24 protein-coding genes and 2 riboswitches are annotated in these 25,104 nt (G+C 49.1%); of the genes, 7 read left to right on the top strand and 17 right to left on the bottom strand.

Translation table 11 applies throughout. From position 1 onward, the window contains the following. Positions 1 to 211 precede the first annotated feature (211 nt). On the bottom strand, positions 212 to 454 hold the full coding sequence (locus ACIFQN_RS14195) for a hypothetical protein (protein WP_429833678.1): 243 nt from the start codon (positions 452 to 454) through the stop codon (positions 212 to 214). A gap of 115 nt (positions 455 to 569) precedes the next feature. Beyond that, positions 570 to 677, top strand: a riboswitch (SAM riboswitch). A gap of 93 nt (positions 678 to 770) precedes the next feature. Here ACIFQN_RS14195 and ACIFQN_RS14190 point away from each other — a divergent pair. Continuing rightward, the gene (locus tag ACIFQN_RS14190; RefSeq protein ID WP_429833677.1) at positions 771 to 2,075 is read left to right on the top strand and encodes a homocysteine synthase; all 1,305 of its coding nucleotides are present in this window, start codon (positions 771 to 773) and stop codon (positions 2,073 to 2,075) included. Between the two features lie 124 nt (positions 2,076 to 2,199). Here ACIFQN_RS14190 and ACIFQN_RS14185 read toward each other — a convergent pair whose 3' ends face one another. From ACIFQN_RS14185 to ACIFQN_RS14135, 11 genes are all read right to left on the bottom strand, one after another. Next, the gene (locus ACIFQN_RS14185) at positions 2,200 to 2,778 is read right to left on the bottom strand and encodes a 3D domain-containing protein (RefSeq protein WP_429833676.1); all 579 of its coding nucleotides are present in this window, start codon (positions 2,776 to 2,778) and stop codon (positions 2,200 to 2,202) included. A gap of 1 nt (position 2,779) precedes the next feature. Continuing rightward, a riboswitch (cyclic di-AMP (ydaO/yuaA leader) is annotated at positions 2,780 to 2,936 on the bottom strand. A gap of 136 nt (positions 2,937 to 3,072) precedes the next feature. Then, positions 3,073 to 3,621 (bottom strand): TasA family protein, encoded by a 549-nt coding sequence (locus tag ACIFQN_RS14180; RefSeq protein ID WP_429833675.1) that lies wholly within the window; start codon positions 3,619 to 3,621, stop codon positions 3,073 to 3,075. A 104-nt stretch (positions 3,622 to 3,725) separates the two neighbouring features. Continuing rightward, on the bottom strand, positions 3,726 to 4,325 hold the full coding sequence (locus ACIFQN_RS14175; RefSeq protein ID WP_429833674.1) for a TasA family protein: 600 nt from the start codon (positions 4,323 to 4,325) through the stop codon (positions 3,726 to 3,728). A gap of 237 nt (positions 4,326 to 4,562) precedes the next feature. Next, positions 4,563 to 5,081: a signal peptidase I gene (locus ACIFQN_RS14170; RefSeq protein ID WP_429833686.1), complete on the bottom strand. Its 519-nt coding sequence runs from the start codon at positions 5,079 to 5,081 to the stop codon at positions 4,563 to 4,565. A 187-nt stretch (positions 5,082 to 5,268) separates the two neighbouring features. Next, a complete protein-coding gene (locus ACIFQN_RS14165; RefSeq protein WP_429833673.1) occupies positions 5,269 to 6,081 on the bottom strand; it encodes a hypothetical protein in 813 nt (270 codons plus the stop codon). A gap of 12 nt (positions 6,082 to 6,093) precedes the next feature. Further along, entirely contained in the window at positions 6,094 to 6,642 is a 549-nt protein-coding gene (locus ACIFQN_RS14160; RefSeq protein WP_429833672.1) for a hypothetical protein, read from the bottom strand. Positions 6,643 to 6,745: 103 nt separating this feature from the next. Next, positions 6,746 to 8,068, bottom strand: a complete 1,323-nt coding sequence (locus tag ACIFQN_RS14155) for a right-handed parallel beta-helix repeat-containing protein (RefSeq protein WP_429833671.1) — start codon at positions 8,066 to 8,068, stop codon at positions 6,746 to 6,748. Continuing rightward, on the bottom strand, positions 8,065 to 8,610 hold the full coding sequence (locus ACIFQN_RS14150) for a signal peptidase I (RefSeq protein WP_429833670.1): 546 nt from the start codon (positions 8,608 to 8,610) through the stop codon (positions 8,065 to 8,067). The genes ACIFQN_RS14155 and ACIFQN_RS14150 overlap by 4 nt, the downstream gene beginning before the upstream one ends. 457 nt (positions 8,611 to 9,067) lie before the next feature. Continuing rightward, positions 9,068 to 10,222 (bottom strand): HD domain-containing phosphohydrolase, encoded by a 1,155-nt coding sequence (locus ACIFQN_RS14145; protein WP_429833669.1) that lies wholly within the window; start codon positions 10,220 to 10,222, stop codon positions 9,068 to 9,070. Between the two features lie 44 nt (positions 10,223 to 10,266). Then, entirely contained in the window at positions 10,267 to 10,890 is a 624-nt protein-coding gene (locus ACIFQN_RS14140) for a response regulator (protein ID WP_429833668.1), read from the bottom strand. Continuing rightward, positions 10,883 to 12,436, bottom strand: a complete 1,554-nt coding sequence (locus tag ACIFQN_RS14135; RefSeq protein WP_429833667.1) for a GAF domain-containing sensor histidine kinase — start codon at positions 12,434 to 12,436, stop codon at positions 10,883 to 10,885. Before ACIFQN_RS14135 ends, ACIFQN_RS14140 begins: the two co-directional genes overlap by 8 nt. Positions 12,437 to 12,700: 264 nt before the next feature. Between ACIFQN_RS14135 and ACIFQN_RS14130 the strand changes: the two genes are divergently transcribed. From ACIFQN_RS14130 to ACIFQN_RS14105, 6 genes are all read left to right on the top strand, one after another. Beyond that, positions 12,701 to 13,759, top strand: a complete 1,059-nt coding sequence (locus ACIFQN_RS14130) for an ArsR/SmtB family transcription factor (RefSeq protein WP_429833666.1) — start codon at positions 12,701 to 12,703, stop codon at positions 13,757 to 13,759. Then, positions 13,746 to 15,002, top strand: coding sequence for an MFS transporter (locus ACIFQN_RS14125; protein WP_429833665.1), 1,257 nt, complete (start codon positions 13,746 to 13,748; stop codon positions 15,000 to 15,002). Before ACIFQN_RS14130 ends, ACIFQN_RS14125 begins: the two co-directional genes overlap by 14 nt. An 81-nt stretch (positions 15,003 to 15,083) precedes the next feature. Beyond that, entirely contained in the window at positions 15,084 to 16,022 is a 939-nt protein-coding gene (locus tag ACIFQN_RS14120) for an AAA family ATPase (RefSeq protein ID WP_429833664.1), read from the top strand. 4 nt (positions 16,023 to 16,026) lie between these two features. Beyond that, complete coding sequence (locus ACIFQN_RS14115; RefSeq protein WP_429833663.1) at positions 16,027 to 17,220, top strand: DUF58 domain-containing protein; 1,194 nt, start codon at positions 16,027 to 16,029, stop codon at positions 17,218 to 17,220. Next, positions 17,217 to 18,548 (top strand): DUF4129 domain-containing protein, encoded by a 1,332-nt coding sequence (locus tag ACIFQN_RS14110; RefSeq protein ID WP_429833662.1) that lies wholly within the window; start codon positions 17,217 to 17,219, stop codon positions 18,546 to 18,548. Before ACIFQN_RS14115 ends, ACIFQN_RS14110 begins: the two co-directional genes overlap by 4 nt. 108 nt (positions 18,549 to 18,656) lie before the next feature. Continuing rightward, on the top strand, positions 18,657 to 19,574 hold the full coding sequence (locus ACIFQN_RS14105) for a Nif3-like dinuclear metal center hexameric protein (RefSeq protein ID WP_429833661.1): 918 nt from the start codon (positions 18,657 to 18,659) through the stop codon (positions 19,572 to 19,574). 5 nt (positions 19,575 to 19,579) lie between these two features. Here the strand turns inward: ACIFQN_RS14105 and ACIFQN_RS14100 are convergent, their stop codons facing one another. The 5 genes from ACIFQN_RS14100 to ACIFQN_RS14080 form a co-directional block, all read right to left on the bottom strand. After that, the gene (locus ACIFQN_RS14100) at positions 19,580 to 20,959 is read right to left on the bottom strand and encodes an MFS transporter (RefSeq protein ID WP_429833660.1); all 1,380 of its coding nucleotides are present in this window, start codon (positions 20,957 to 20,959) and stop codon (positions 19,580 to 19,582) included. Between the two features lie 71 nt (positions 20,960 to 21,030). After that, the gene (locus ACIFQN_RS14095; RefSeq protein ID WP_429833659.1) at positions 21,031 to 21,618 is read right to left on the bottom strand and encodes a TetR/AcrR family transcriptional regulator; all 588 of its coding nucleotides are present in this window, start codon (positions 21,616 to 21,618) and stop codon (positions 21,031 to 21,033) included. 207 nt (positions 21,619 to 21,825) lie between these two features. Then, positions 21,826 to 22,854: an NADH:flavin oxidoreductase/NADH oxidase gene (locus tag ACIFQN_RS14090; protein WP_429833658.1), complete on the bottom strand. Its 1,029-nt coding sequence runs from the start codon at positions 22,852 to 22,854 to the stop codon at positions 21,826 to 21,828. Positions 22,855 to 22,986: 132 nt separating this feature from the next. Beyond that, positions 22,987 to 24,090 (bottom strand): citrate/2-methylcitrate synthase, encoded by a 1,104-nt coding sequence (locus tag ACIFQN_RS14085; protein WP_429833657.1) that lies wholly within the window; start codon positions 24,088 to 24,090, stop codon positions 22,987 to 22,989. An 86-nt stretch (positions 24,091 to 24,176) separates the two neighbouring features. After that, positions 24,177 to 25,085, bottom strand: coding sequence for a LysR family transcriptional regulator (locus ACIFQN_RS14080; RefSeq protein WP_429833656.1), 909 nt, complete (start codon positions 25,083 to 25,085; stop codon positions 24,177 to 24,179). Between the last annotated feature and the right edge of the window lie 19 nt (positions 25,086 to 25,104).

Genomic DNA, 25,104 nt, shown 5'->3' with positions numbered 1-25,104 from the left:
TTCTTTCGGAATTAGTTAAAAAGCGTCAAAAAGGAGAGCAGTCGATTGCTCTCCCCATTGCCTTTGAAACCCCAAACATTATGGGGTTTCTTTCTATTTAACTAGCGACTTTTACTGTTCCACCGTTCTGTCGTTTACTCGTCACCCAGAACGCCATAGGAGGGGGCTTCTTCAGATCGCCCAAAGGATCGCTCTCGCTGTAATCCCACTTTTATATTTTCCCTGCCCTGATCCACGTAAAAATGCGAAAAGATCCGTACAGCGAAGCCAGCAGAAGGCAAAAGAGCATGAATACCCACTTGCCAAATTCATTGATTTCCTTTAGTTCACTCGCATTGTCTATCACATAAAAGCCAAAGTAGATGACGAGCGCGTAACAGAAAACATTGGGAATGATCCATGCGATTCTTAGCGCCAGCTTTTTCTGATTCGTCGATTCATCCTGCAATTTCATTCCTCCTGTCGTCAGGTACGTAAATATCCTCAAAATCCACCCCGATAACTAATAATTATAATTGACAGCAAAGCAATGTTTTTCATACAATTATGACAACAATAACTTACACACTTTTTCATCAAGAGCGGTGGAGGGACAGGCCCTATGAAACCCGGCAACCAGCGTCAAGCGATGCGCGGTGCCAATTCCTGCAGAATCAATAGATTCTGAGAGATGAGTGCAAGCCCGCGTATGACCGGAGCCTTCTTCTTCTCAGGAGAATGCTCCGTTTTTATTTGTCTTCATTCTACCATAGAAAAAGGGAGAGATGATCATGTCGGATCAACAACAATGGAAGCCGGAAACACTCGCAGTACACGGAGGACAAGAGGTTGACCCTGTAACGGGCTCGCGTGCTGTTCCTATTTACCAGACGACCTCTTATGTGTTCCGCGATACAGAACACGCAGCCAATTTGTTTGCACTTAAAGAATTGGGCAACATCTATACCCGGATCATGAATCCGACACAAGATGTTTTTGAAAAACGCGTAGCCCTCCTTGAAGGTGGCGTTGGCGCGCTGGCTACCTCCTCTGGTCAAGCTGCCATTACCTTTTCCATTCTCAACATCGCTCACGCAGGAGATGAAATCGTAGCGTCCAGCAGTCTTTATGGCGGCACGTACAATTTGTTTGCCCATACCCTCCCGCGTCTCGGCATTAAAGTTCACTTTGTGGACCAGTCCAACCCAGAGAACTTCCGTGCTGCTATCAACGAGAAGACGAAAGCACTCTTTTGCGAAACAATTGGCAATCCGCGCATTAACGTCGCCGATCTGCAAGCAATTGCCGACATTGCTCATGAAAACGGCGTTCCGCTGATCGTCGACAACACCTTTGCCAGCCCTATTTTGTGCCGTCCATTTGAACACGGCGCTGATATTATCGTCCACTCCACTACCAAATTCATCGGTGGACACGGAACAGCGATTGGCGGCATCATCGTAGACTCCGGTAAATTCGACTGGAACAATGGAAAATTCCCTGGCTTGACGACTCCAGACCCGAGCTATCATGGCGTCGTTTATACAGAGGCAGTCGGCCCTCTGGCTTATATCATTAAAGCGCGCGTCCAGCTCCAACGCGATATCGGAGCTGCAGTAGCACCGATCAACTCCTTCTTGTTCCTGCAAGGGCTCGAAACGCTGCACCTGCGTATGGAGCGCCATAGCCAGAACGCGCTGGCAGTTGCACAATACCTTGCGAGTCATCCAGCAGTTGAATGGGTCAGCTATCCTGGCCTCGAGGGAGACGCTAACCATGCACTGGCGGGGAAATATTTGCCAAAAGGTGCAGGCGCCATTCTTACCTTTGGCATTCGCGGCGGCGTGAAGGAAGGCAAGGCCTTGATCGAATCCGTGAAGCTGTTCTCCCATCTGGCAAACGTAGGCGATTCCAAGTCGCTGGTCATCCATCCTGCGAGTACTACGCACCAGCAGATGAATGAAGAAGAGCAGGCAGCGGCAGGTGTGACTCCGGGGTTGATCAGGCTGTCGATTGGGACAGAGGCGATTGATGATATTATTGGCGATTTGGAGCAGGCATTGAAGAAGGCTGTAGTGTCCTCTGTGATCTCATAAGAACGCCTGTGCACCGATAAAAAAAGAACTGGGACTGCCGTAGATTACGGCAGTCTCAGTTCTTTTAAAATCGAGCTTTTTTCCTTACATACATTCGTCCGTATGTATGCAGTAATCCTTTCGATTACTTCAGCACATAAACCTGAACATTTTGCGTTCCAAAGTCGCTAGCGTCACTACCAGGCACATAAATGTCCACCCGAGCATTTTTAATTGCTCCGCCGATGTCGGTTGCTTTGGCGATCATGCCTTTTGCAGGAAGGGAGCCATGCTTGTACCCGGTGATGTATACGGTGGAGCCAAGTGGAATCACGGCCGGGTCGACTGCGATCGTACCTACTTTGAGTGGATTTCCGAAGTAATCCACCCCAGCCCATCCGCCGTTTTCCTCCGCTGAACCAGTATAGGCGGTTGCCACAGCTTTAATCATTTTGCTATAAGAGCGAGGTTGACCAGCTGTTGTTTTTACATGATTGGCTACGGGCACCTGGATGTTCTGCCCCAGTCGCAGATTCTGTGGGTCCACCCCAGGATTTGCCTTCTGGACCGATTCCAATGGCACGTTGAACCGTTTGGAAATCAGGTAAAATGTGTCGTCTTTCTTAATCTGGTAGGAAGCAGCGAATGCTGGTGTAGAGATCGCTGCCAAGCACAAGCCTAACGCCATCATTACAAAAGATTTTGCCTTGAACCGCTTTTTCATTTTTTCTCCTTTCAACTGCCTGCGAGGTTAGTTGTCGGGTTCGGGTTGAGGAGTCAACCCTACGCATACGCGTTTCACCCCAATCGCAGATCTAATGATCTTGCGAAGAAAATCGTCCCCCGCACTCCCTTTGTGAGAAGTTTTGGCTCCCAAAAAATTACCACATCTTTTTTATAGGGGTAAATGAGAAAATATTGGTAACTCCTAATTAAGCACTCCAGCTTTCAACGATCAACTAGCCCTCCTCAACCAATAAGAAAGCACGTATCTCACTTAATGAGTTACGTGCTCTCTTTATTGATGAACGTTTCCAATTCCCTGTACCGCTTCCAGATTCCAATGGAGTGTAATCTGATCCCCTTGAAAAATGTTTTGATCTTGATCATTATCGTTAAAGTGAAACCTCATTGCGATAATCTTTGCTTCTCCCACCCGCAAATTCATCCGATTCGTATTAAATCCCGAAATGTCTGGCGACTCCCCGCTGTCCGTCCTTTTTTTAAGATCTGCCAGGGATTGATTTTGCAAAATAATCTGACCGTCGGGAGTTAAAAATTCCATAAATAAGTGCTCGCCAAAATCTTCTGTACCATTGTTCCCCATGGAATCGAGGACTGTATAATTGGTATGTAACAGTACTTTTGCCATATCCAATGACCCGCTGTTCGTAATGGTAAAATAATGAATGATATCATCGCCAGGCTTTACGTCCTTTATATCCAAATGAACCGTACTCCCTAACGTCAAGCCCTGTGTCCCCGTGGCAAATGTATTATTGACAACTTCTTTGTCACTGAGATAAAGAAAAGTGGCTCCACTAACAAGAATGCTTCCGAATCCCATTGCAACGAAAGGAAAGCATCAGTTGTTTTCTCCAGTTTTTCATAGGTCATCTCCCTTTATTAGTAAAACGAAGGTGAGAGAACCTCACCTTCGTCATATACGCCTTATTGATTGATATGTTCACCTGCTGTTTGGGTAGCGTCAAACGTCCATTTCATTTGCAAACCATCGCCTTGGAAAATATTTTGATCTTCTCCGTTATCTACAAAAATAATTCGAACAGCGATATTGTTCACTTCATCACTAGCCAGTGATTGACCCGTTGCTTCATTGTAAGCTTTGAGTAGATCAGGACGATCCGTTCCCTGTTTCTGACTTAGGTCATAGATAGTTTCCCGCAGGATAACACGCTTGCCCTGCTCAAAGTTATCCATGAGCTCTACCACCATGTGCTTCCCTAAATCTTCGTTTCCATTGTTATTATTTGCGTCAGTCACACCATAACTAGTTGTCAAATACACATTTTTAATATCGAGCGAACCACTATTTGTAATATTGTACCATCTGTCTGCCCAGTCACCTGGCTTCATGTTCGCTACGTCAAAGACTACTTCTGGATTAACAGCCAAATCTAGCGTACCCGCTGCGAAGGTATTGTTAGCTTCTTCCTGGTCACTGAAGTATGCAAATGTACCTCCGCCGATCAGTGCTGCACCCAAGCCCACAGAAGCCAGTGTTAACGCAAATTGTTTTTTCAAATTCATGATTCCATTCCTCCTGCATCGTTTTTATTTTCGTTCTTGGCACCGTTTTTGATGTGCCTTACACTTCTTATCTTACTGATTTCGAACCATTCCAACTTCCTGCATCAGGGTGAAAAAGGAAGATGATAGGGATGAACTCTCTCTACAACAACCTGCTATCCTACCTCATACTTGAGTATGAGACTTATCTCTAGTAAAAAAATCCCGATCACAAGGACCGAGATTTCCGTTTGCTAGTCAGTTTGCTGGCGCTTCCGCTTCCTTCATCAGCTTAAATAACTTCCAGATTTGACTTACGATTAAGTAAATACCAGGAATACCAAGGAAGACAAGCATTCCTACTTTAGATTGGATGAAGTCAATCAGGTATCCGATGAAGGGTACCGAGTACTGGACTTGCCCGATTAACCGGTCTGCTGTTACTGGAATGGAGTCATTTCCGTTATTGGCATCCCCTTTTGTGATCAGCTTGCCGTTATTGATCTCCATTACCCGATGCGTTACAGTCAAGTTGTCTTCATTTTTAAACGTGACAATGTCTCCCTTCTTGACCTCCTCAAATTTCATTGGTTTCACCGCCACGATACTTCCCGTATTAAAGGTTGGAGCCATCGAGCCGCTTAATACGACCATGATCTCATTTCCAAACAAAGTTGTTTTTCCACCATTCATTTTTCCAATGAAAAGAAAGGCCGTAAGAGCAATGACAAGAACGAGAAAAAGGGTAGTTAATAGCGATAGACCTTTTTTTAGCATGTTCACTTATTCATTCCTCGCTTTCTTGTTCTATTCCATGATTTTATTGTACGAATTTTGTATGACGCTAACTTCCTCCACCAGGTGGGAAAGCCCTCATACTGAAGTATGAGTTTGCGTTAACAAAAAAAGGACCCCCGCAACCCTACTCTCACTGGGTAAGCTTGGGATCTCTTATGTAGGATCGTTAATCCTGTGTTTCCACAGAAGTCGGCGCTTCTTCTCCTGCCTTTGCATCCACTTTTCCATCTGTGGACGTCGTCGTCTCTGTCGCGTCCTGAGAGGAGGATTGCTCTTCTGATTCCTCCTGCACTACAGGTTCCCTTTCGACTGCATCCCCTGATGAGCCTGCTTGGTGATCTGTGTCTGCAGGCGGCGGTGCAGAAGGTTCAGTGGGTGCAGAAGGTTCTGGCGTACCGTCTGGCTGCGGTGATTGACCGGACGGACCTTCTTCACTTATGTCCGTTGAACTGCTATAGGTTGTACGAACAATTATCGGAATGGTAAACGAATAAAAACCTCCAAGTGCCGTAACATGAAGCTCGCCTTTTTCTGTCTTGGTTTTTCTATCTACCATCTGCCGATTGTGAGCAATCCGAAAGACAATCCCTTTCTCCGCCTCCATCTTTTCGACCTGCTCAATCGTTATTTCTCCCTCGGACAACCCTGTAACGGTTATATTCTCCACGCCCAAATTCAGATGATCACGCTGCGGAACAAAAGAAATTCGTTGGACGCCTTCTTCTATGGAAGTCCTACTCTCCGTCGTCTCGGAAGAACTTCCATCAGCGTTTTTGGTACGCTTCACCTTTACTCGTTTAGCTACCTTTGTTTTCAAAACAATCTGTTCCGTCTCCGTTACAAAGACATCTTCATTCGTACCAGTAGAAACAGCAGATACCTGTTTTTTTTCACTTGTTAGAAAAGAGAGTGTTCCATTCAAAGGAACGATATTCAGCCCAAGGGTGACCGCTATCAATCCGATCGCCAGTCTTTTCAAGTCCATCCCCCCTTACTCCGCATAGATCGCATCCTCCGTCGCTTGCTTCGCTAAAAAGCGCAGCTCTAGCTCCCCACCGAGGGACTGAAAGGTGTGATCGACGCCTTCCTCAGGGAGATATACCGTGATCCAAAACACTTTATCTGTCTCCTCCTCATGGAAAACGTTGTCAGTCCCGTTGACATGAACAAGACCCGGCTGCTCCTGATGCAGCTCGCGCACTAGGCCATCGTAGATTTTGTCCTTACCTTCCTCTATACGTATGCGCAAGACTTCTTCCAGCTTTTGCGCAGCCCCTGGCTTTGTGGAATCCTTGACTCGAGCCACAACTTTATAGAAAAAATCCAGATCACTCGCCCCATTGGAGAGTGTCGCTCTTATCTGACGAGAATCGCCCGGAATCATACGAGACAAGTCAATCACCCGGTTACCGCCTTGCACAACCTGCCACTCACTTCCAAAGCTGCTCTTTGAAATGTCAAGTAGACCGACGATAAATTCGTGACCGGAATCTTTGGCCTCCTGCCACATCCAACTGTATGTGTTCGTAGGGCTCCACAAGGAGAGAGCGACTCCAACCAAAAAGACGCATCCGATCACCTGATCCCGTAACGAAGCCCAGCTCCCCCCCGATCTTTGGCGTGTTCTGGGCCGCTTACCGTCTTCATTTCTCATACTTGTTGTTTTCGAGGTACAAGTCTGCCTTATGCAGATGGAGAGCAAGCTTCTTCGTCTCGTCATTTTCTGCCGCAATCTCCTTGAATCCATCAATTCCATCACCTACCTGGACTCCGTTGCTTTCCACGGCGTATTTGCTGACTTTGGTAAAATCGTTGTCGACAATCTGGACTTGTGTCTCTTTGTTGTTGGCAATAACAACCGCGTGCTCTACGCCACTAAATTTATTGTTGTCCACCATCACGGCCTTGATTGTTTGATCGAGCACAATCCCCTGATTCCCTCCCTCAAAGGTGCTTTCTTTTACCGTCAGCCCTTCGAGGAAGTTCCCTTTATCCGTTTGGTCCTCCGTTTGACTGTCATTCTGATTGCCTGACTGGGTCTGAATCGCTACTTCATAACCGTCAAAAATGCAATTTCGGAAGCTGACATTGGAGCCGACCAACAAGCCTGTCCCGTTCCCCTCGAATCGGATTCCTTCAAACGAGGCATCCCTAACCTCCAGCTCGTCAGCATGGATGATTACCTTTCCTTCCTGACCAGGTGCCGCCTTCCACGTAATATTTTTCGGCAAATCCAAACCGCTCAGTTCATAGCTTCCTGCTGCTAGGATAAAGGTCATCCCTTTGTTTGAATCTCCATCGGCTCGCTTTGCCGATTCCTCTTTTTCCACTCTATTTGCCAGCTTCATCGTCTCAAGCAAGGCCGTCCCGCTTAAATCGCTCGGTGTAAACGTCATGACTGGACCACTTTGCGCAAAGTAATCTCCATTTTCTTGTTGAGTGGCGAGAAAGCCAAAATTGACTTCAGCCGATTTCTCTTGTACTTCGTTTCCTGTGCTCTCCGGCAGGTATACGGTAAAAAGCAACTGATCATGCGCTCCCTTTTCCAAGTCGGGAATGACTACATTTGCCTGCGTTAACGTACTGATCCGTCCGTGATAGAGTAGCTGATCATCGCTGCCTCTTCTGATCTCTGTTACCAACTGATCGTACACGATATCGTCGCCTGCTTCTTTTTCCGCTAGCAAGGCATACTTCACAGGTACATCACTCTTGTTTTCAATACTGAGCGTCTTATCGACGCGTACTCCTGGCAAAAATGGTTGATCCGTTTTTGACTGAAATGCTGCCATGCTTTGCCCTAGGCTAATCTCAAGCCTTCCTACTGCAAAGGTAGTACCCGTTCCTACCTGACTGGTGAAGTAAGCGTATGTCCCAAAGCTTGTGCTAGCTGCAATCGAGCTGATGACAAGCGTTCCAAACAAGATGCGCTTCCACGGCCAATTTTTCGTTTGCTCCCACTTCATGACAGTTCCCCCTCAATCGTATCGGTCTGCATCGAATCTGGTCTGTTTTTTGGTCGACGCTGTGAATAGATGATATACACGAAAAAACCCGTAAAAATGACTAACATTGACAATGGCTCTTTTATCAATTGTTGAACATAAGCAGCAAACGGTATTGTAAACACTACCTTCCCCACCAAACGATTCGGATCCGTCCAGCCTCCATCCGTCTCCAGGTTGGCATCGCCCTTTGTTTGCAGATAACCATTTTCCAACCGTTGCATCACGCGATGTGTAATCAAGGAATGAAACTGATCATCCCTCCAGTAAGTAACAACATCTCCTGCTCGTGGTACATCGTTCGAATATCGGGTGACAATGACCATGTCTCCGGTATTAATAGCGGGGGCCATACTCCCTGTCAAAACAGAAAGCACCCTCCAACCTCCAATTCCGGGCATACCATCGGAGTTCCAGCGGCTACTCGCATAGAGAAAGAGATTGAGTAAGATAAACAACACAAGCAATACCGTTCCCACACGCTTTACTACGAGAATACCCACTCCGATCACCTCTTTTGTTCATTGTACGTAGTTGGCCATTCCTTATCTTCCTCCACCGGAAGGACTACCGCATCTCAACAGGAGGAAGATTTTTAGCGTCTAGTATGACCGCATCTCATACTGAAGGATGAGGGAATAAAAAAACTGCCTCGAGGGCAGTTTTTTATCAAGCTGTATCTTCATCGGGTGAATGTAATGGTTGTAAGCGTTGAGGTACGAGGGGACGTACATAGACAACCCGTAGTCTGGCTGGAGTGGCTTTTTGCTTCGTAATATCTTTGCCACAGTACGGGCACAGCCATCGGTACCAATCACCGCTACTGTATGAATGCTTTTTACAGTGCTTACACCGTTTTTGCATCATCGACCTCCCCCTCCACTACTCCACTCTAACCATATAGGCACATTTCGTACATCGGGGATCAGGGTCATTTCCGTCTAGCTATCAGGATGAGATTCACCCCACCTTGAAAGAGGAGTTGGATACCTTTGTAAGAGAATGGATTTGGACCGCGGTCGCAAACGCGCGTACTACCCTTTCATCGTAAGCGGTACCAGCCATTGAACAAATTTCTTCAAAAGCCTCCTCCAACGTGATCGTTTCCCGATAGGCACGCGGCGTGGTCATCGCCAGGAAGCACTCTACAATTCCCAATATTTGAGGCAAAAGGGAAACGTCATTTCCTTTCAGCTTATCTGGATACCCACTGCCGTCATACCGCTCGTGATGATCTTGCAGTGCGCGAACTACGCGTCCAAAAGCAGGCTCCTCACCAAACATCTCTCGACCGAAACGGCAATGCTCCTGAATAACCTGATATTCGAACATCGTCAGCTTTTCATCGGTTTCAAACACATAGTCCGGCCATTTGATCCGACTCACATAATGCAGCAAAGACAGAAGTTTGATTTCCCAATCCGTTATCTTCTCCTGCGGAAATTCGCGAAGCATCCGTTTCATCAATCTGCTCATTTGCTCAATTTCCTTGCTGCTGGTCTGCGTTTTTCGCTCTACGATTGGAACAAGTGTGTTGAGCAGAGTGATCGCATACTCTCGATTGTACTCCTCTGATGCTCGCCTCGATTCCCCCATATGCCTGTTCAAGGTACAATAACACGTCCAAGCACAAATGGCGCTAGCTCCAGCCACCGTGAGATGAAAAAAAATATCCAAGCTGAGGGCGTTGCTATGCTCCAACCCCAGTGACAAGGCATACAGCAAATAGCTGACTGCCCCCCAGACCAAAAGCAGGACTTTATCGTAAAAAAAGCTGAGAAAAATGGGAAAGAGCAAGAAGACAAACCACATGTTTGTAAACTGTTGGGGATTGTACAGACTCAAAAACAGCAATAGAGAAACACCTAGAAAGGCGGAGGCATGAAACGAATTTGTCTCCTGCAGCAAGTAGCGCTTGTGCAGGACGTAGACTGTCCATCCCACAGCAGCACAAACCATCAAACCAGCCATCCCTGCCCAAGTGGACATGACAATGCCCAAGGCGTGTAAGATTACAGCCATCAATGCATTCATGCTAACCAGAATCGAAATCCAGTAAAACATGGCATCCGCCAAGTAACCTCTGTGGTTTCTGTTTCTTTTTCGCAGTTTCATTGATAACCCTCTTCACCGTTTTTCCACGTATGGGCAGGCTTCTGTTAACGTGGTACCTTGACGAGACCCTTTTTTAGTGCGTACAGAACGGCCTGTGAGCGGTTCGGTTGTCCTGTTTTACGCAAAATGCTGCTGACGTGTGTCTTGACGGTTGCCTCTGAGATGTACAAGTGCTGCGCGATTTCTGAATTACTCAAGTTATCGACGATCAATTGAAAAATTTCCTGTTCGCGATCAGTAAAGGTGACGTCTGATTTTTCTTTCTTTTTTTGTTGAATCTTAGACTGGAAGCAAGAGTATCCCATCATGACCATGTCCATCGTATTCAAGATTTGCTCTGGTACCGTGTCTTTCATGATGTAGCCGTCCACATTTGATTCCAGTGCGCGAAATACATCCTCACTTTCGTCAAAAGCGGTAAGGATCAGGACTTTGATGTCAGGCAACTGCTCCTTTAACACCTTGCAGCTATCAATGACGGAAGCCCCTGGCATTTTCAAATCAGAGACAATCAAGTCAGGCGCAAGTGCAAGCGCTTTTGTCAGCAGCTCGTCTCCATCGCTCGCCTCATCAACAACAAGATAGCGAGGGGAGCTCTCCAGAATCATTTTCAGCCCTTCACGCACAATCCGATGATCATCGACCAACAGCAGCCTTACACTATCCAAACATCTCCACTCCTTTTCGCGGTATGATTGCCAGGACCTCTGTTCCTTCATCGGGCTTGGAACGGATCTGAAAGGTTCCTCCCACTTGCAAAATCCTTTCTCTCATCCCCATCACCCCATACGTCACTACGCTTTCCTTTTCTTCCGGCAAAAAGCCGATGCCATCATCCTTCACCCGTACCTTCACTTGCAACGATGATGCTTCTACCGAGACGGTTAAGCATTTGGCCTGCGCGTGCTTCACTGCATTGGCAGTCGCTTCCTCGACCATCCTATAGATGGCATCTTGTACCGGGAACTCCTCATCCATCACGCGCCCTTTTGCGGTAAAGCGTATTTGCAGATCGGTTCCCACCGTCATCCGCCCAAGCAGTTGCTCGATTGCCTCCGCTATTTGCTCTGATTCGCGAAACTCTCGCAAATGGGAAATGGTATTCCGAACTTCACCATGACACCACTTAATTCGCTCCTCGATCTGTTCTAATCGATCTGTCAGTTTCTCCGTCACTTCTACGGGGAGCGACCGCTTTAATCCATAGAGTTGCGCTGACAAAAAGAACAGTTGCTGCGCCAAACCATCGTGCATGTCCTGAGCCAGCTTTTTCCGCATCTCCTTGTGCAGGGACTGTGCCAGCTCGTAGCGTGCGCGGTTTTGCTTCCCCTGATGACAAACAATCGCGGACACGCTTTTCAGCAGCAATAGATCGACCCGGTCTATAGAGCTTTTGGGCGGAATCGAAAAGATCAGGCAGCCCCATGCCTCATTGTCCAATCGCATCGGCATGCATGCATACGTATCTTCCCGACCCGTGTAATCATCCAGCACATGAACCGAAAATCGTTCCCATTCCTGTGCTCCCTCATCAAGCAGTGTTCCAAGAAAATACTCTCTTTTCCAATCCCCCTCTGCATCCTGCTCATGGTAGAGGCACAAATATGCCTGCTCAGCTCTGAACATGCGTCGAATCAACTGCTCTGTAGCTGCGCATAGATGAAAGGTGGAATCCGATGCAGTCTTTCTTAGAAACATATAGACATGAAAACATTTCTTGTACAGCTTTTTCATCATTCTCAGTAACGCGAGAGAAACAAAAATAACAGTGACCCAAATGGTAATGTCGAGAATCAAGCGAAGCTGGTTGAGTCTTGTCTGGGGAAGGATCATGGTGAAGGTATGGATTTCCGGGAGCAGAGAGGCGGCGAGCAAAAACAGAACCACAATCAAAAGCACCTGCTCCAGCCGCAAAACTACCATGAGCCAGAGCATCGTTGTGTACACATAGAGCATAAACGGACTGCTCCATTTGCCCGTCTGGACGATAAAAAACAGGGCAATTGCCATGTCTACCAATCCGAGCAAGAACCAAGCTCTTCGTGGAAATGCAAAGCAAAGAATAACCAAATAGAGAGTGCACACGATCAGAAAGCTAGTCAAAAAGTGATAGTTCCAATTAGGTGCGTCCAAATAAAAAAAGAAAAAGGACAATAATAACACCCATTGGAAGAAATACATCACGAGCCGGATTTCTTTCAGCAGTCGAATCATAGAGCAGGGCTCCATTCCTTCCTGTCAAAACAAATCAGAATATATACATTAATCGTACCTTATATTGACAAAGAAATACAATATATGAAAAATGTCGAATGCACATGACTATTCTAGATCTTTCGACCTGTTCTATCATTTTAAGACTAATCTTCATGTTCTGTAAGCAGTCTTTCGAATTTACAAATTCGAAAGACATTGAATGTAATATTCGAATAACATATAATCAACCTACCTCATTTCTTTGGAAAGGATATCCAAACCATGAACATACTTAACATCGGCAGTGATCGAACGACTTATCATGTCGAAATTTTTCATTCCCCTTTATTCGAAGCTGCACTGGGCATTGCCGCCGCTACCTACGACCAGATCCATCCTACTCTGGAGCAGCCCGCCACCTACTGGCAACAGTTATTGAACGAGCTTCATCCCGATGTTTTTCTGGAAGTGGCGTACGCCAAGCAGCATAATACTTGGAAAACTCTTTTGCATTTACTGCATCAGCATCCTTTTGCAGAATTGACCTCCTTTCTCTCGTTTGTCGCTCAGTTGACACCTGAAGAGCTGCGCTATCTGGCCCTTCCCTTTTTGGGTGACGAACTGCAGAATTCGCGTAAAGAGGCAGCCCGCGGAAGTGAAGCTGATGCACTGCTCCTGCAAGGTGCTTGCCGCTCCCATCTCTTTTTCCCTGCCTATATCGCTCATATCACCTCGGTTGATCCCGAGGAATTGCGACAACATTTGCTGCTCCTGATGGAAGGCTGGTATCACGCACACATCAAGCCGCGGGAAGAGGAACTCATCCGTATTCTCGAACGAGACTGCGCACACAAAAAAGCCATGCAGGACAAGCTGTCAGCAGAAGCTTTCGTAGAATGGGCGACCAATGGCAGCTATCCGCCTGAGCCGACCATTACACGTGTGCTGCTCATTCCCCATGCCATTTACCGCCCTTGGACGATACACGCAAATGCAGAGGCGACCAAGATTTTTTACTATCCCGTAGCAGATGAAAGCATGCATGACACAATCGACCCGTACCGTCCTCCCCAATCATTCGTGCAAGCGTTGAAAGTGCTGGGTGACGAGCACCGGCTGCGCTTGGTCAAAATGCTGGCGGAACGAGAAATGAGCCTGCAGGAAATGACGGAGGTGCTAGGCGGTGCAAAATCGACCGTGCATCACCACCTCTCGCTGCTGCGTTCCGCCCATCTCGTAGACAGTGCGGGGAACAAATACAGGCTGAAGCGTGGCGCTTTGGGCAAAATCCCCATCCTGTGGGAGCAATTTCTCGGGTGCGTATCAGATGAGCAGGGTTAAACCTATCGCGCCCCTTTGGCGTCTGCGCTCCTACCGCTTCATTCTGCTAGGTCAGCTCGTCTCGGAGTTCGGAGCTGCGCTCGGGACGCTGGCGAATAGCTGGTTGATTTACCAAACGACAGGCTCTCAGGCTGCCGTGGGCGGGATGTGGCTCCTTTACTTTCTGCCTTCGCTTGCTATGCAATTGGTTGCGGGACCTTATCTGGACCGATTCGACAAAAAACGCATCATGGTCTTTTCGCAATGGATGAGAAGCGGTGTCTTTTGCTTTTCTTTTCTCGTGATCCTCATCCAGCCCGGTCTGCTCTGGCCGCTGTATCTCACCTCGCTAATCAACGGCTTGATCCAGCCGCTTTACGTTCCAGCAAGCCAGTCACTTTTGCCCTCCCTCGTCAAAGGGGAGCATCTCGTGCAGGCCAACGCCTATTTGGATAGCGCCTTGCGCATCGCGATGATTGCTGGACCACCGTTGGGTGGCCTGCTCGTAGCAGCGGTTGGTGGCGTACCCGTACTCGCTATGGTAGCGGCTGGCTATGCCTTAAGCGGCGGACTCCTGTTGATGTGCCAAAACATTTCACTAGAGACTCGCGCCGTAACGCAATCGTGGTTTGCTATGTTTCGGGAGGGGCTGGCCGTTTTTTATGAAAAACCGCTTCTCTTGTGGCTGAGTGTCTTTTCAGCCCTCGTCCAATTCGCAGTAGGGATTACCCTTGTGCTCAATCTTCCTTTTATCGCGGGTGAGCTTCACGGCTCCTCCTTTCATGTCGGGATTTTTCTCGCCGGCTATCCGCTAGGCTATTTGCTTGGCTCGCTTGTCGTTGCGCGACTCTCCTTCACCGAACGATTTGGGCAGCACATGATCATGCTAGGGTCACTTGTGCTGGGAGGGGCTACGTTTATCGCTCTTGGCTTTACATACAGTTTGTGGCTGGCCATCGGGATCGAAGTATTTGCCGGTCTCGTCGCTCCTTTTTTTCATGTACACAATACAAGCCTGTATCAGCGCTATGTACCTCCTCATCTGATGGGACGTGTCTTTTCGGTCCGGCTTTTGATCGTCCGTACGACCATGCCTCTTGGGGTATGGATCGGTGGACAACTCGGTGATCAGGTGGGAATTCGCCCTCTTTTCATGGCAATGGGAGCACTGATCGTGGTTGCATCTGTAATCGGCTTGTTTTTTCAAAAATTTACAAAAAAATCCTCATGGAGGATTTTTGATGAAGGAACGAAACCATTTTAGTAGAAGTTTTTTAAGTGGTACGTAAAAGTTTGAATGGAGATTGCTATTCCCCATCCATCACATCTACAAAGGAGAATTCCCATGACTCATCCGTCCCTGGATCATCTATTGAATGCCGTCAACCGCGTTATTGTCGGAAAAGAAAAACAAATCCGCCTGCTGGTGACAGCTTTGCTGGCTCGTGGTCACGTACTCCTAGAGGATTTGCCCGGCATGGGTAAAACTGTGCTCGCCAAAACATTGGCCCAGGCAATCGGCGGCAGCTATAATCGCTTGCAGTTTACTGCTGATTTATTACCCTCTGACGTAGTGGGGCTGCATGTATTCAACCAACGTACGAGTGAATTTGAATTGCGCAAAGGACCTGTTTTTGCTGATGTCCTGCTCGCTGATGAGATCAACCGCGCTACCCCTCGAACCCAGTCCGGCTTGCTGGAGTGCATGGAAGAACGTCAGGTCACCATCGAAGGAATCACCTTGCCGCTCCCTGCAACCATGCTTGTTATTGCGACACAAAATCCGATCGAGTCTGAAGGCACGTATCCGCTTCCGGAAGCGCAATTGGACCGCTTCTTGTTCAAGCTGTCGCTCGGCTATGGTACACGAGAGGATTCCAAAGAAATCCTGAAGCGATTCCGCAGTGACTCTCCCCTGGAGCAGGTTCAGCCAGCCATCACTGCTCAAGAGATCGCTGCCCTGCAAAAAGAAGTGACTGCGGTTCATGTCAGTCAAGCCGTCGAAGATTATGTGATCGATCTGACAGAAGCCACACGCAGCCATCGCTCGGTAGAGGCGGGCATCAGTCCCCGCGCTATGCTCGCCCTCCTGCGTTCCGCTCAAGCATTCGCTTTTATATCCGGCCGCACGTACGTCTTGCCTGATGATGTGAAAGCGGTGTTCCCAAGCCTCGCTACGCACCGCATCCGACTGTCTATGGAAGCTGAGCTGCATGTAACGGAGTCGGAAGTGGTCGAGCAAATCGTAACGAGTGTGCCAACGCCGGTCGAAGAAAGCGTGTAGCGAAATGAACACCAAGCAAACCTTTCATGTGATCGGTTTTCTCCTGCTGCTCTTCGCCCTGTTTTCGGGAAGCTCGTTTCTCTGGCTATTCGGCGGCTTCTTCTTTTTCATGCCTGCCATGCAAAGCTGGTGGATATCGTCCATGGCCAAATGGGTGAAGCTGGAGTGGTCTTATGATCATAGCCGGGTCATGCCGGGAACGCCCGTCCATGTCACGATCCGTCTGCGCAATTATTCCTGGTTGCCGCTTCCCGCTACCTGGATACGATTTTCCCTGCCTGAGCATGTATCCGTAGAAGGCGCAGATGAGGTGAGGATCAGCAATCAGCGGACGATCGTTCGACTCCGCTTCGATCTGCCCATGCGACAGAGCGCCGCGCGGAATTTGACCCTAGTCCCTCACAAACGCGGCACGGTTTGGCTGACAGAGGTACAATCCGAGTCACTGCCGTTATTCGGGGATGAGCTTAGCGCCCTGCCGCTTTCTCTCTCTTTTTCCCTTCTTGTCTATCCGCTGCCGCTGCCTCTGCCGCCTTTTGTCCTCGACGAAACAGAACCAGACGGAGGCAGACTTTCCCGCCAGCGACAGCAGGAGGATGTTACTTTTCAACGCGGCGTGCGCCCCTATATGCCAGGTGACCGCATGAAACATATACATTGGAAGGCAACCGCCAAAACCGGCTCTCTGGAGACCCGTCTGTTCGAACACACAGCTCAGCCCAATTGGCGAATCGTGGGTCATATCTTGCCTTCCTATGAGCCGCTATTGCAACGACATAATGACATCGTGAATGAGAGAACCATCTCCGCTCTCGCTGCCCTTTCTGTTCTGTGCAGAAGAAAATCATTCGGGTACGAGCTGTTTCTTACCGTGAAGCAACGGGGACGTGAGCTTTATCATTTACCAGCGGGCAGTGGCAAAACCCATCATCTGCATGTGATGACCCAACTGGCTCAGATGCACCACTATGTCACGACTTCACTCACTCTCCTTTTGCGACGCCTGGAAGACAGTCCGTCCAGAGAAGCCATTCTGCTTGTCACATCGCGACTGGATGAAGAGACACAAGCCGCCATTGAGCGATTGCTTCGGCGAGGGCATAAAGTTGCCGTTTTGGACGTATCCGAGGAGCATGCGTTGCTGCGCCGCTTCGAAAATGCGCGACACTCGAACCAAAGGAGAGTGATGTCACGATGACGCTCTCCATAATAAGTCGCTGGACTCTCGCTTTTTGGTTGGAGACCCTCTTGGTTGGCGGTGCCTTGATGATGCTTGGCTGGATGTCAGCCGGACTTGGTCAACTGCTCGTTTTTTGTGCGATTGCATCCCTTTTGTTGATTGCCGGCAGTTGGCTCTACCATGGCGGCGGACGCAGCCTACTATTGCATCTGCTGCTCTACCCGCTGGTCGCAGGAGTCGGACTTCTTACCTTTGTCACCTATGACTCCTGGATGATTGCTTTGATACTGGCAGGGGTCTTTTATTGGAGAATCCATTCCGTCTCCTCCGAAGGGATTGGGCATGCCAGCTTGCAGCGCCGCTTTGTCCTTGCCCTGATGGTGTGCGTGATGCAGCTGGCAGTAGCTGGACTGTACGGTTCTATCGCCCATCCTGATACGTTTGATCCAAACGTGTATTATGGGATACTGGTACTTGTCCTCGGCAGCTATCTCTTGATCGCCTTAGGGGCGTATGTACTGCGTGAGGAGGCTCTCTCCATACGGGTGCCTGTACGTCTTGGCATCATACTTGGTGGTCAAGTGCTCGGTACACGCCTTCTGTTGAGCGCAGGCTATCTCGTCCTTGGTTCTGCCCTGCTCGGTTTGTTGCACTTGCTCTGGACGTGGCTAAAAGGACCACTCGGCGCCGGACTTTATTTCCTCATGGAGCCTGCGCTCCGAGCATTGACGGAATGGATCGAGAGCCTGTCCGAGAAAATGGGAAAAGACCAGCGGGTGAATAATTTGCTGAACAATCAGGGACAAGGGGAAGAGATGCCCCCTCAGCAAGTCGATGCCTATGAGCCGCTCTTTTCCATGCTGGAGCCTTTCCTGATCGGGCTCGTCATCCTCGTCTTTTTGACCATACTCGGCAGATATATGTGGAAGCGCCGCTATCAGGCAAGACACAGCCCGGAAAAAGACGTCGCCAGCGCCAGCCCTGCGGTGTATACATCCCTCGACTCGACCTCTGATCCAGACGCTGCGCAGTGGGATGTTTCCCAATGGTTTAAAAAGCCAGTGGGGCCAGCAGACGATCCCGTCCGCTACGCCTACTATCAGTTCCTGCAGGAAATGGCGAGTGCAGAGCTGAGTATTCAACCTCATGAGACCAGTCAGGAGTTTTTGCAAAGAATAAAGAAACACCCTTCACTTGATCCCGTAAGATTGGAACTGGCTACCCAAATTACGGGCTTCTACGAGCAGTATCGCTACCAGGAGAAGTCGCTTCGTGATACTGAACTGGATGCAATGAAAAAAGCCGTCCAGACACTGCGCTTTGCGTCGCCCGAAATGGAAACATAGCTGTCCCCATTCACAACCACGTGCTCTTGCTGAAGAAAGCGGAAAAGCATGGGAAGGAAACAGGGAACATGGTGATGTATTAGAAGGTGTATGCAGGAGGTGGGGAATATGGAATCGCGTATTCGAATCGGACATGAGCTGCAGAAGCTTTTTCGCATGGATGAGTGGGATGCTGACCCGGCCTTTTCCCGCTTTATCCCGATGGTTTACGAGCCGCTCGGTTTTCCTTGGCGCTCTTTTTTCGAAGCGGATTTCGTTCAAAAGTTTAATGGCTTCATGCTGGCAGGACGCGAAGAAGTCAATACGGTCTTTCTCGCGGTTTTTCCCTCTGACGATGTTCTGGAGTGTTTCATTGCCCAGTCGCGTCCCGGAGACCTGCTCTTCATGCATCATCCATTGCTGATGGAATGCGGCGATCCGCGCGGAAACTGGGGCAGAGGGTTCGTCCCGATTCGTTCGGAGCATTTGGAGGCAATGAAAGACAAAGAGCTGTCCGTCTTTACTTGTCACCTGCCGATGGACACCAGCCTCCCGATCGGCACGGGCGGGGCCATGATCGAAGCGTTGGGGGCGGAAATGATTCGTCCCTTTATCCCTTATGGAAATGGCCACGTGGGCCACATCTGCAGGATTAAGGAAACGGATACGGATTCACTGTGCTTTCAGCTGCGCCTCCTGTTTGATATTCCTTACGTAGATTTCGGGGGCAAGCGGAGGGAGCAGATTCAGACCATCGCAATCGTTCCGGGGTGCGGGGATGTAGTGAAGGACATGCAAGAAGCGGAAGCGCTGGGGGCGCAGGCGTACATCACGGGGGAAATTCATTGTCACATCGACAATCCGTATGGCAAGCAGCGCTACGCGCAAATGATGGAGTATGTGCCCGCAACATCGCTCTCGTTGATCGGCGTCTCCCATGCTGCCTCTGAGTATTTGGTGATGAAAACGCAGATGAAGCGCTGGCTTGAGCAGCACTTCCCCGACATCGAAGTCGTGCTGCTGCCGCAAGCCAAATGGTGGCGATGAAGAGCTCAGACGTTCGCCTGAAGGCTCACTCCTCTGGATTTGCCGAACTGAAAATAGTAAAACAGGATAATGCCTGCATGCAAAAAAGTGAGAACTAAGTAAATATTGCTGTAAATGAGGCCGGCGGGGTATGGATTCACGGGATTCCAGTGGGTTGTGGCGCCGAGATCAATGACCTTGCTGTAAATCGCGGACGCAATCCCCATGGAGATGAAATTCAGCATTGAAAAAATACCCATGCCCACGCCTGCCTGTTCCTTGGATAACGTTCTGGAAATCGAATTGGCCATTGTGATTTGCATGAACGACTGCCCTACATTTCCGAATATGAGAAAGATGGCAATTCCGACAACAGATATGCCTGTGAACGTGGAAAGCAAGCCAAAGCAGGTCAACAATAAACCGGATGCCACAAAAAACAGATACGTATTTCCTTTCAAGTCTGCGAGCCGTCCACCCATCCGCCCGAGAATCGCAGAAGCAATAGCCGCCGGAACCATGACGAAGCCGATCCAATGGGTCGATAGCTGCTGTACGGAAGACAGGAGCAACGGACTGAGGAAGTAGAGTGAGACCCCGATACCGTTTACGAGAACCGCCATGGCAAGCCCGAGAGTGTATCTTTTGTTTGCAAAAATCTTCGGCTGGACGAACGGCTCGGAAACCATACGTATCCGCACGATAAATAATGACAGCGCGAGCAAGCTGCCAAGCACAAACCACCAGGACCCATTGGTCACTCCCATAAGTAGCGACGTTACAGCGACCGCGAGCAGACCTCCTCCCATCCAGTCAAACTTTCGGTGGGTCAGCGACTCTTCATCCTCCAAATATTTGCGGTACAACGGCAGCGTAACGAGGATCAAAAGCGGTACAGAAAATAACCAGCGCCAATGAGCAAAGCTGACGATGAGTGCAGCCAAAACAGGGCCGAGGGCACCGCCAAGCGCGAGCCCTACTGCTGTCATTCCCAATACAGCCCCCCTGTGCTCCGGCGGAAAATAGCGTACGGGAATAAGCATCGCTGTAGCAGGTATGGCCGAGGCCCCTACTGCCTGCAAGCACCTTCCGATGAGGGCCATAGAAAAGCTTTGGGAAGCAAGACCGAGGAAGGAACCGACAGCAAAAACGAGCAGGCCGAACGTCAGCAAATTTTTGAGCTTGTAGCTGTCTGCGAGCTTGCCATACGTCACAGTCCCTATCGCGTAAATCAAGCCATACGCCGTAGAAAGCCAGCTCACACTCGAAATGGTCAAGTCAAATTCTTTGCTGATTTCAGGGAGTACGATGTTGAACATCAAAGCACTCATCGAAGAAATCGTCAGGGTAAGCATCAAAATCCGAATGAGGATCGTCTTGTTTCGTTCCGATTTTTCCGTTTCCATTTTCTATCTCCACCTTTCTTTCACATGTTAATTGACCGTCAGTACTGACTGACATTCTTGCTGCAAAAAAACTAGGGAGTCAAAGCCCTAGCGAAAATCTCTACGCTCTCTGAAATAAATGCATCCAGTGATACGCTTGAAAAGTTGCCCTCCGCATCCAAATTGTTCATGAATGCGCCGAAATGCATCATCATGAAAGAGATCGCTTGAATCTCTGGATTCGTCCGAACCATTTTGCCTTTCTCGGACATCTCTGTGAAGTAATGGGTCAAAACCGTCAATAGCTGTCGCGGATGCTTTTGCGTTCGCTCGCGGAATCCAGGCAAATGACCCTCTTCCTTGATGCTGATCCAGATCATTTTCCGGTTCCGATTCATCATCTCATGATACGTCCGGCTGATCAAAAGCAAGTCTTCGCGTAAATCCCACACCAGCTTTTCCGCAAAAAGCTTTGTCATCTCTTCCGCGTAATGAAAACGGTCAAATGCGCTCTCCAGCAGATTTCGCTTGCTGCCAAACTGGCGAAACAGCGTCTTTTCACTCAATCCTGCCGCCGTGGCAATTTCTTGGGTGGAAACACCGTTGTAGCCTTTTTCCGCGATTAGATCGATCGCTGCTAGCATCAGTCTCTCACTGCTGCTCAGAACATTCCTGCTCATTCTTATCCTCATTCCCAAAATGATTGTCAGTACTGACTGGCATTTATTTTATGAACTCTTCCACAAAGTGTCAAGCAAGTAAAAGCCACAGACTTAAAAAGTCAACAAAAATGGGCACTTCTTAAGTCCCGGACAGACTCAAAAAAGCGCCCCTCTTGCTATTTACTAATTGTCGTGCAAAATGACTTCCCCTGCGGTTTCCCCAGGTTAAAATGCTCTTGAATACTGCTTCGGCGGCTTAAGCTCATCAGCCGACAGCTCTCGAATCGCATGCAGGGCCCAATAAGGATCGCGCAGCATTCCTCGTCCTACTGCAACCAGATCCGTATCACCATTTCCAATTGACGCCTCTGCCAGCTTCGGATCATCGAGGTTTCCGACTGCAATCACTGGAACATCCAACGCCTGCTTAATCGCGCGAGCAAGCGGCACTTGATAGCCAGGGTGAATTCCCGGACGTCCTGCCGAACCTATCGGGCCTTCCCCGCCGCTGGACAGATGGAAAATATCGACGCCCGCTTCCTTGTATCGGCGGCACAGCTCTGTGCTGTACGCAAGGCCATAGCCTCCGTCCACATACTCCACAGCAGATACACGCATGATCAGCGGCATATCTGCTGGAATGACCTTTTTGACCGCCTCGATGACTTCTACCCCAAACAACGCCTTATCTTGTCCGTATGCATCGTCGCGCTGGTTCGTTAGCGGGGAGTGGAATTGATGGATCAAGTATCCGTGTGCGCCATGAATTTCAATCGTATCCATGCCTGCTTCCACAGCACGTCGCGCAGACTCAGCAAACTTGACTACCATTTGCCCCGCCTCTTCTGTCGTCAATGCGCGCGGCGTTTTGTAACGGGCACCGGGGAAAGCAATCGCAGACGAAGATACAGGTACCTCTGCGTCTTCGGCTTTGCGTCCGGCATGAGCGATTTGAATACCGATTTTCGCGCCATACTTATGTACTTCGGAGACAATGCGGGCATAAGCAGGAATTTGCTCGTCTTCCCACAATCCCAAATCCCCGTTGGAAATGCGTCCATCTGGCTCGACATCGGTCATTTCCACAATGATCAGTCCCGTTCCACCCACGGCACGGGAAACATAGTGAACAAAGTGCCAATCCGTTGGCGTACCATCATGCGCATCCACCGAGTATTGGCACATAGGCGGCATGACCACACGGTTTTTCAAGGTAAGTCCTTTGCACTGAAAAGGGGTAGACAACAAAGCCATTTATTCCACTCCTTACTTTTTTTCACCATCATGCCAAAAGTTAGCTCAGTCTGCAATGCCATGCTGCACTTTTGAGCAAAACAAAAAGCCATCCAGAGCGACGGACAGCTTTTGTACGATGCCTCACCTATATTATTCCGGCATGGTGCCGACGTAATTCGATTGCGGACGGATGATTCGATTTTTGGCTGCTTGCTCCAGTATGTGTGCGCTCCAGCCAACGACCCGGCTCACTGCAAAAGTCGGTGTGAACAGGTTTTCTTCGAGGCCTACCGCACGCATGACCGCTGCCGCGAAGAACTCGACATTTGTATTCAGCTTGCGGCCTGGCTTGTATTCATCCAGCAGCCTAAGTCCTACTTTCTCTACATGTGTCGCCAGATCGAACCACGGATCGTTTGCAGACAGCTCGGATGCTACAACACGCAATGCAGTGGCGCGCGGATCGATCGTCTTGTAGACGCGGTGTCCAAAGCCCATCAGACGTCCGCCATTCTCCAGCTTGCTTCGCAGCCACGGCTCTGCATTTTCCTTCGTGCCGATCGCTTCAATCATCTCAGTTACTTCGGATGGCGCTCCACCGTGGAGTGGGCCCTTCAGCGTACCGATTGCAGCAGCAATAGCGGAAATCAGATCAGATTCTGTAGAAATAACGACTCGTCCTGCAAAAGTCGATGCATTCATGCCATGCTCCTGCGTCAAAATCAGGTAGGCATCCAGTGCGCGGACGTGCGCGGGATTTGGCTTTTCCCCTTTTAGCATATACAAATAGTTGGCGGTATGATCCAGCTCGGCATTTGGTGCCAGCGGTTCACGCCCTTCCAGACAAGCAAAGCGGTAAGCAACAATCGTCGGCATTTTTGCAGCCAGGGAGATGACCTCGTCAATCGATGGCGGCCAGCCGTGTGCAGAGCTACCCAGCGCAGAAACACCCGTGCGCAGTACACTCATCATATCTACATCTGCGGGGATCAGCTTGAGGATACCTTTTACATGCTCCGGCAGCTCCCGGTTTGCCTTCAGCTTGTCCTTTAATTCAGTTAGTTCCTGCTCGTTGGGCAAATGTCCAAACCAGAGCAGGTGCGCTACTTCTTCAAATGTGTGATGAATGGCCAGATCGCGTGCCCAATGCCCCCGATATACCAATAGTCCGTTGATGCCGTCTACCAGGCTGAGATCTGTTTCTGCTACGGCGATGCCATCTAGGCCAATTGCTAACGTATGTTGTTTCGTCATGATCGCCACTCCTTTTTCCGTCTCTTTTCCTTTTAGTATATTAATTCGGAATTACAAAGGGAAATAGAAGAAATCGGTGTTAAAGATTATGATTTATAATCAATTCTCGGCATCGGTGGATACAATGCTTGCAAGACCTCCACAAAGCGCTGCGCAGGATCACTCACCCCGCCCTTGGGTACGAGTAAATAGGAGGCCACATTAGGCAAAACCAGACCGGGAGTCGGCAATTCAATAAAGCGATTTTCAAACAACTCCCGAACTACAGCCGAGCGAGGCAAAAAAGAGACGCCAAGCCCATCCTCAATGAAGCGTTTCGTAATGTCCACCTGTGAAACAGCCATCGTCCGCAGGGACAGCCCCCTTTGGCGCAAAAGCAGCAGCAGCTCGTCCCAATACCCTGGATGGTTATGAGTCAAAAGCCGGTTGGACTGCACCTCGATCTCCCAATCAGGCAGCGGTGCTTCCATATCCCCTCCGCTATGCGGAACTGCAAATACTATCGGATCTTCGTACAGCAAATAAGTACTAAGCTGGAACTCCCCCGGCACAATCCTGGTTAACCCCAGATCTGCCTGTCCACTCTGAACCAGCGGTCCGATGTCTATCGAGTCCACAATCTTGATGGAAATATCTACGTCGGGATACTGCTTCGTATAACGATGCAGCAAATGTGAAAATCGGGCACGGGCAATGATTGGAGAGACTGCCAGCTGAAGCTTTTCCCGATACCCTTGTCTCCATGCCTGTAAATCCTCTATTCCGTGATGCCATTTTTCCAGTAAACCTTTTGCATGTGGCAAGTAGCGTTTGCCCGCAGCTGTCAAACGCACGCGCTTGCCTACTCGCTCAAACAAATCAATGCCCAATTCTTTTTCCAGTTGTCGAATATGCTGACTAACAGTTGGTTGAGCAATAAACAATGCTTCTGCTGTCTGATGGAAATTTTCCGTCGCAGCCGCCATCATAAATGTTTGTAGCACACGAAAGTCCACGAAAGTTCCCCCTTTCTCT

The sequence above is a fragment of the Brevibacillus sp. NRS-1366 genome, assembly GCF_050467985.1.
The sequence above is the reverse complement of the archived record's forward strand: the minus strand, read 5'-3'. Positions and strand labels throughout refer to the sequence as shown.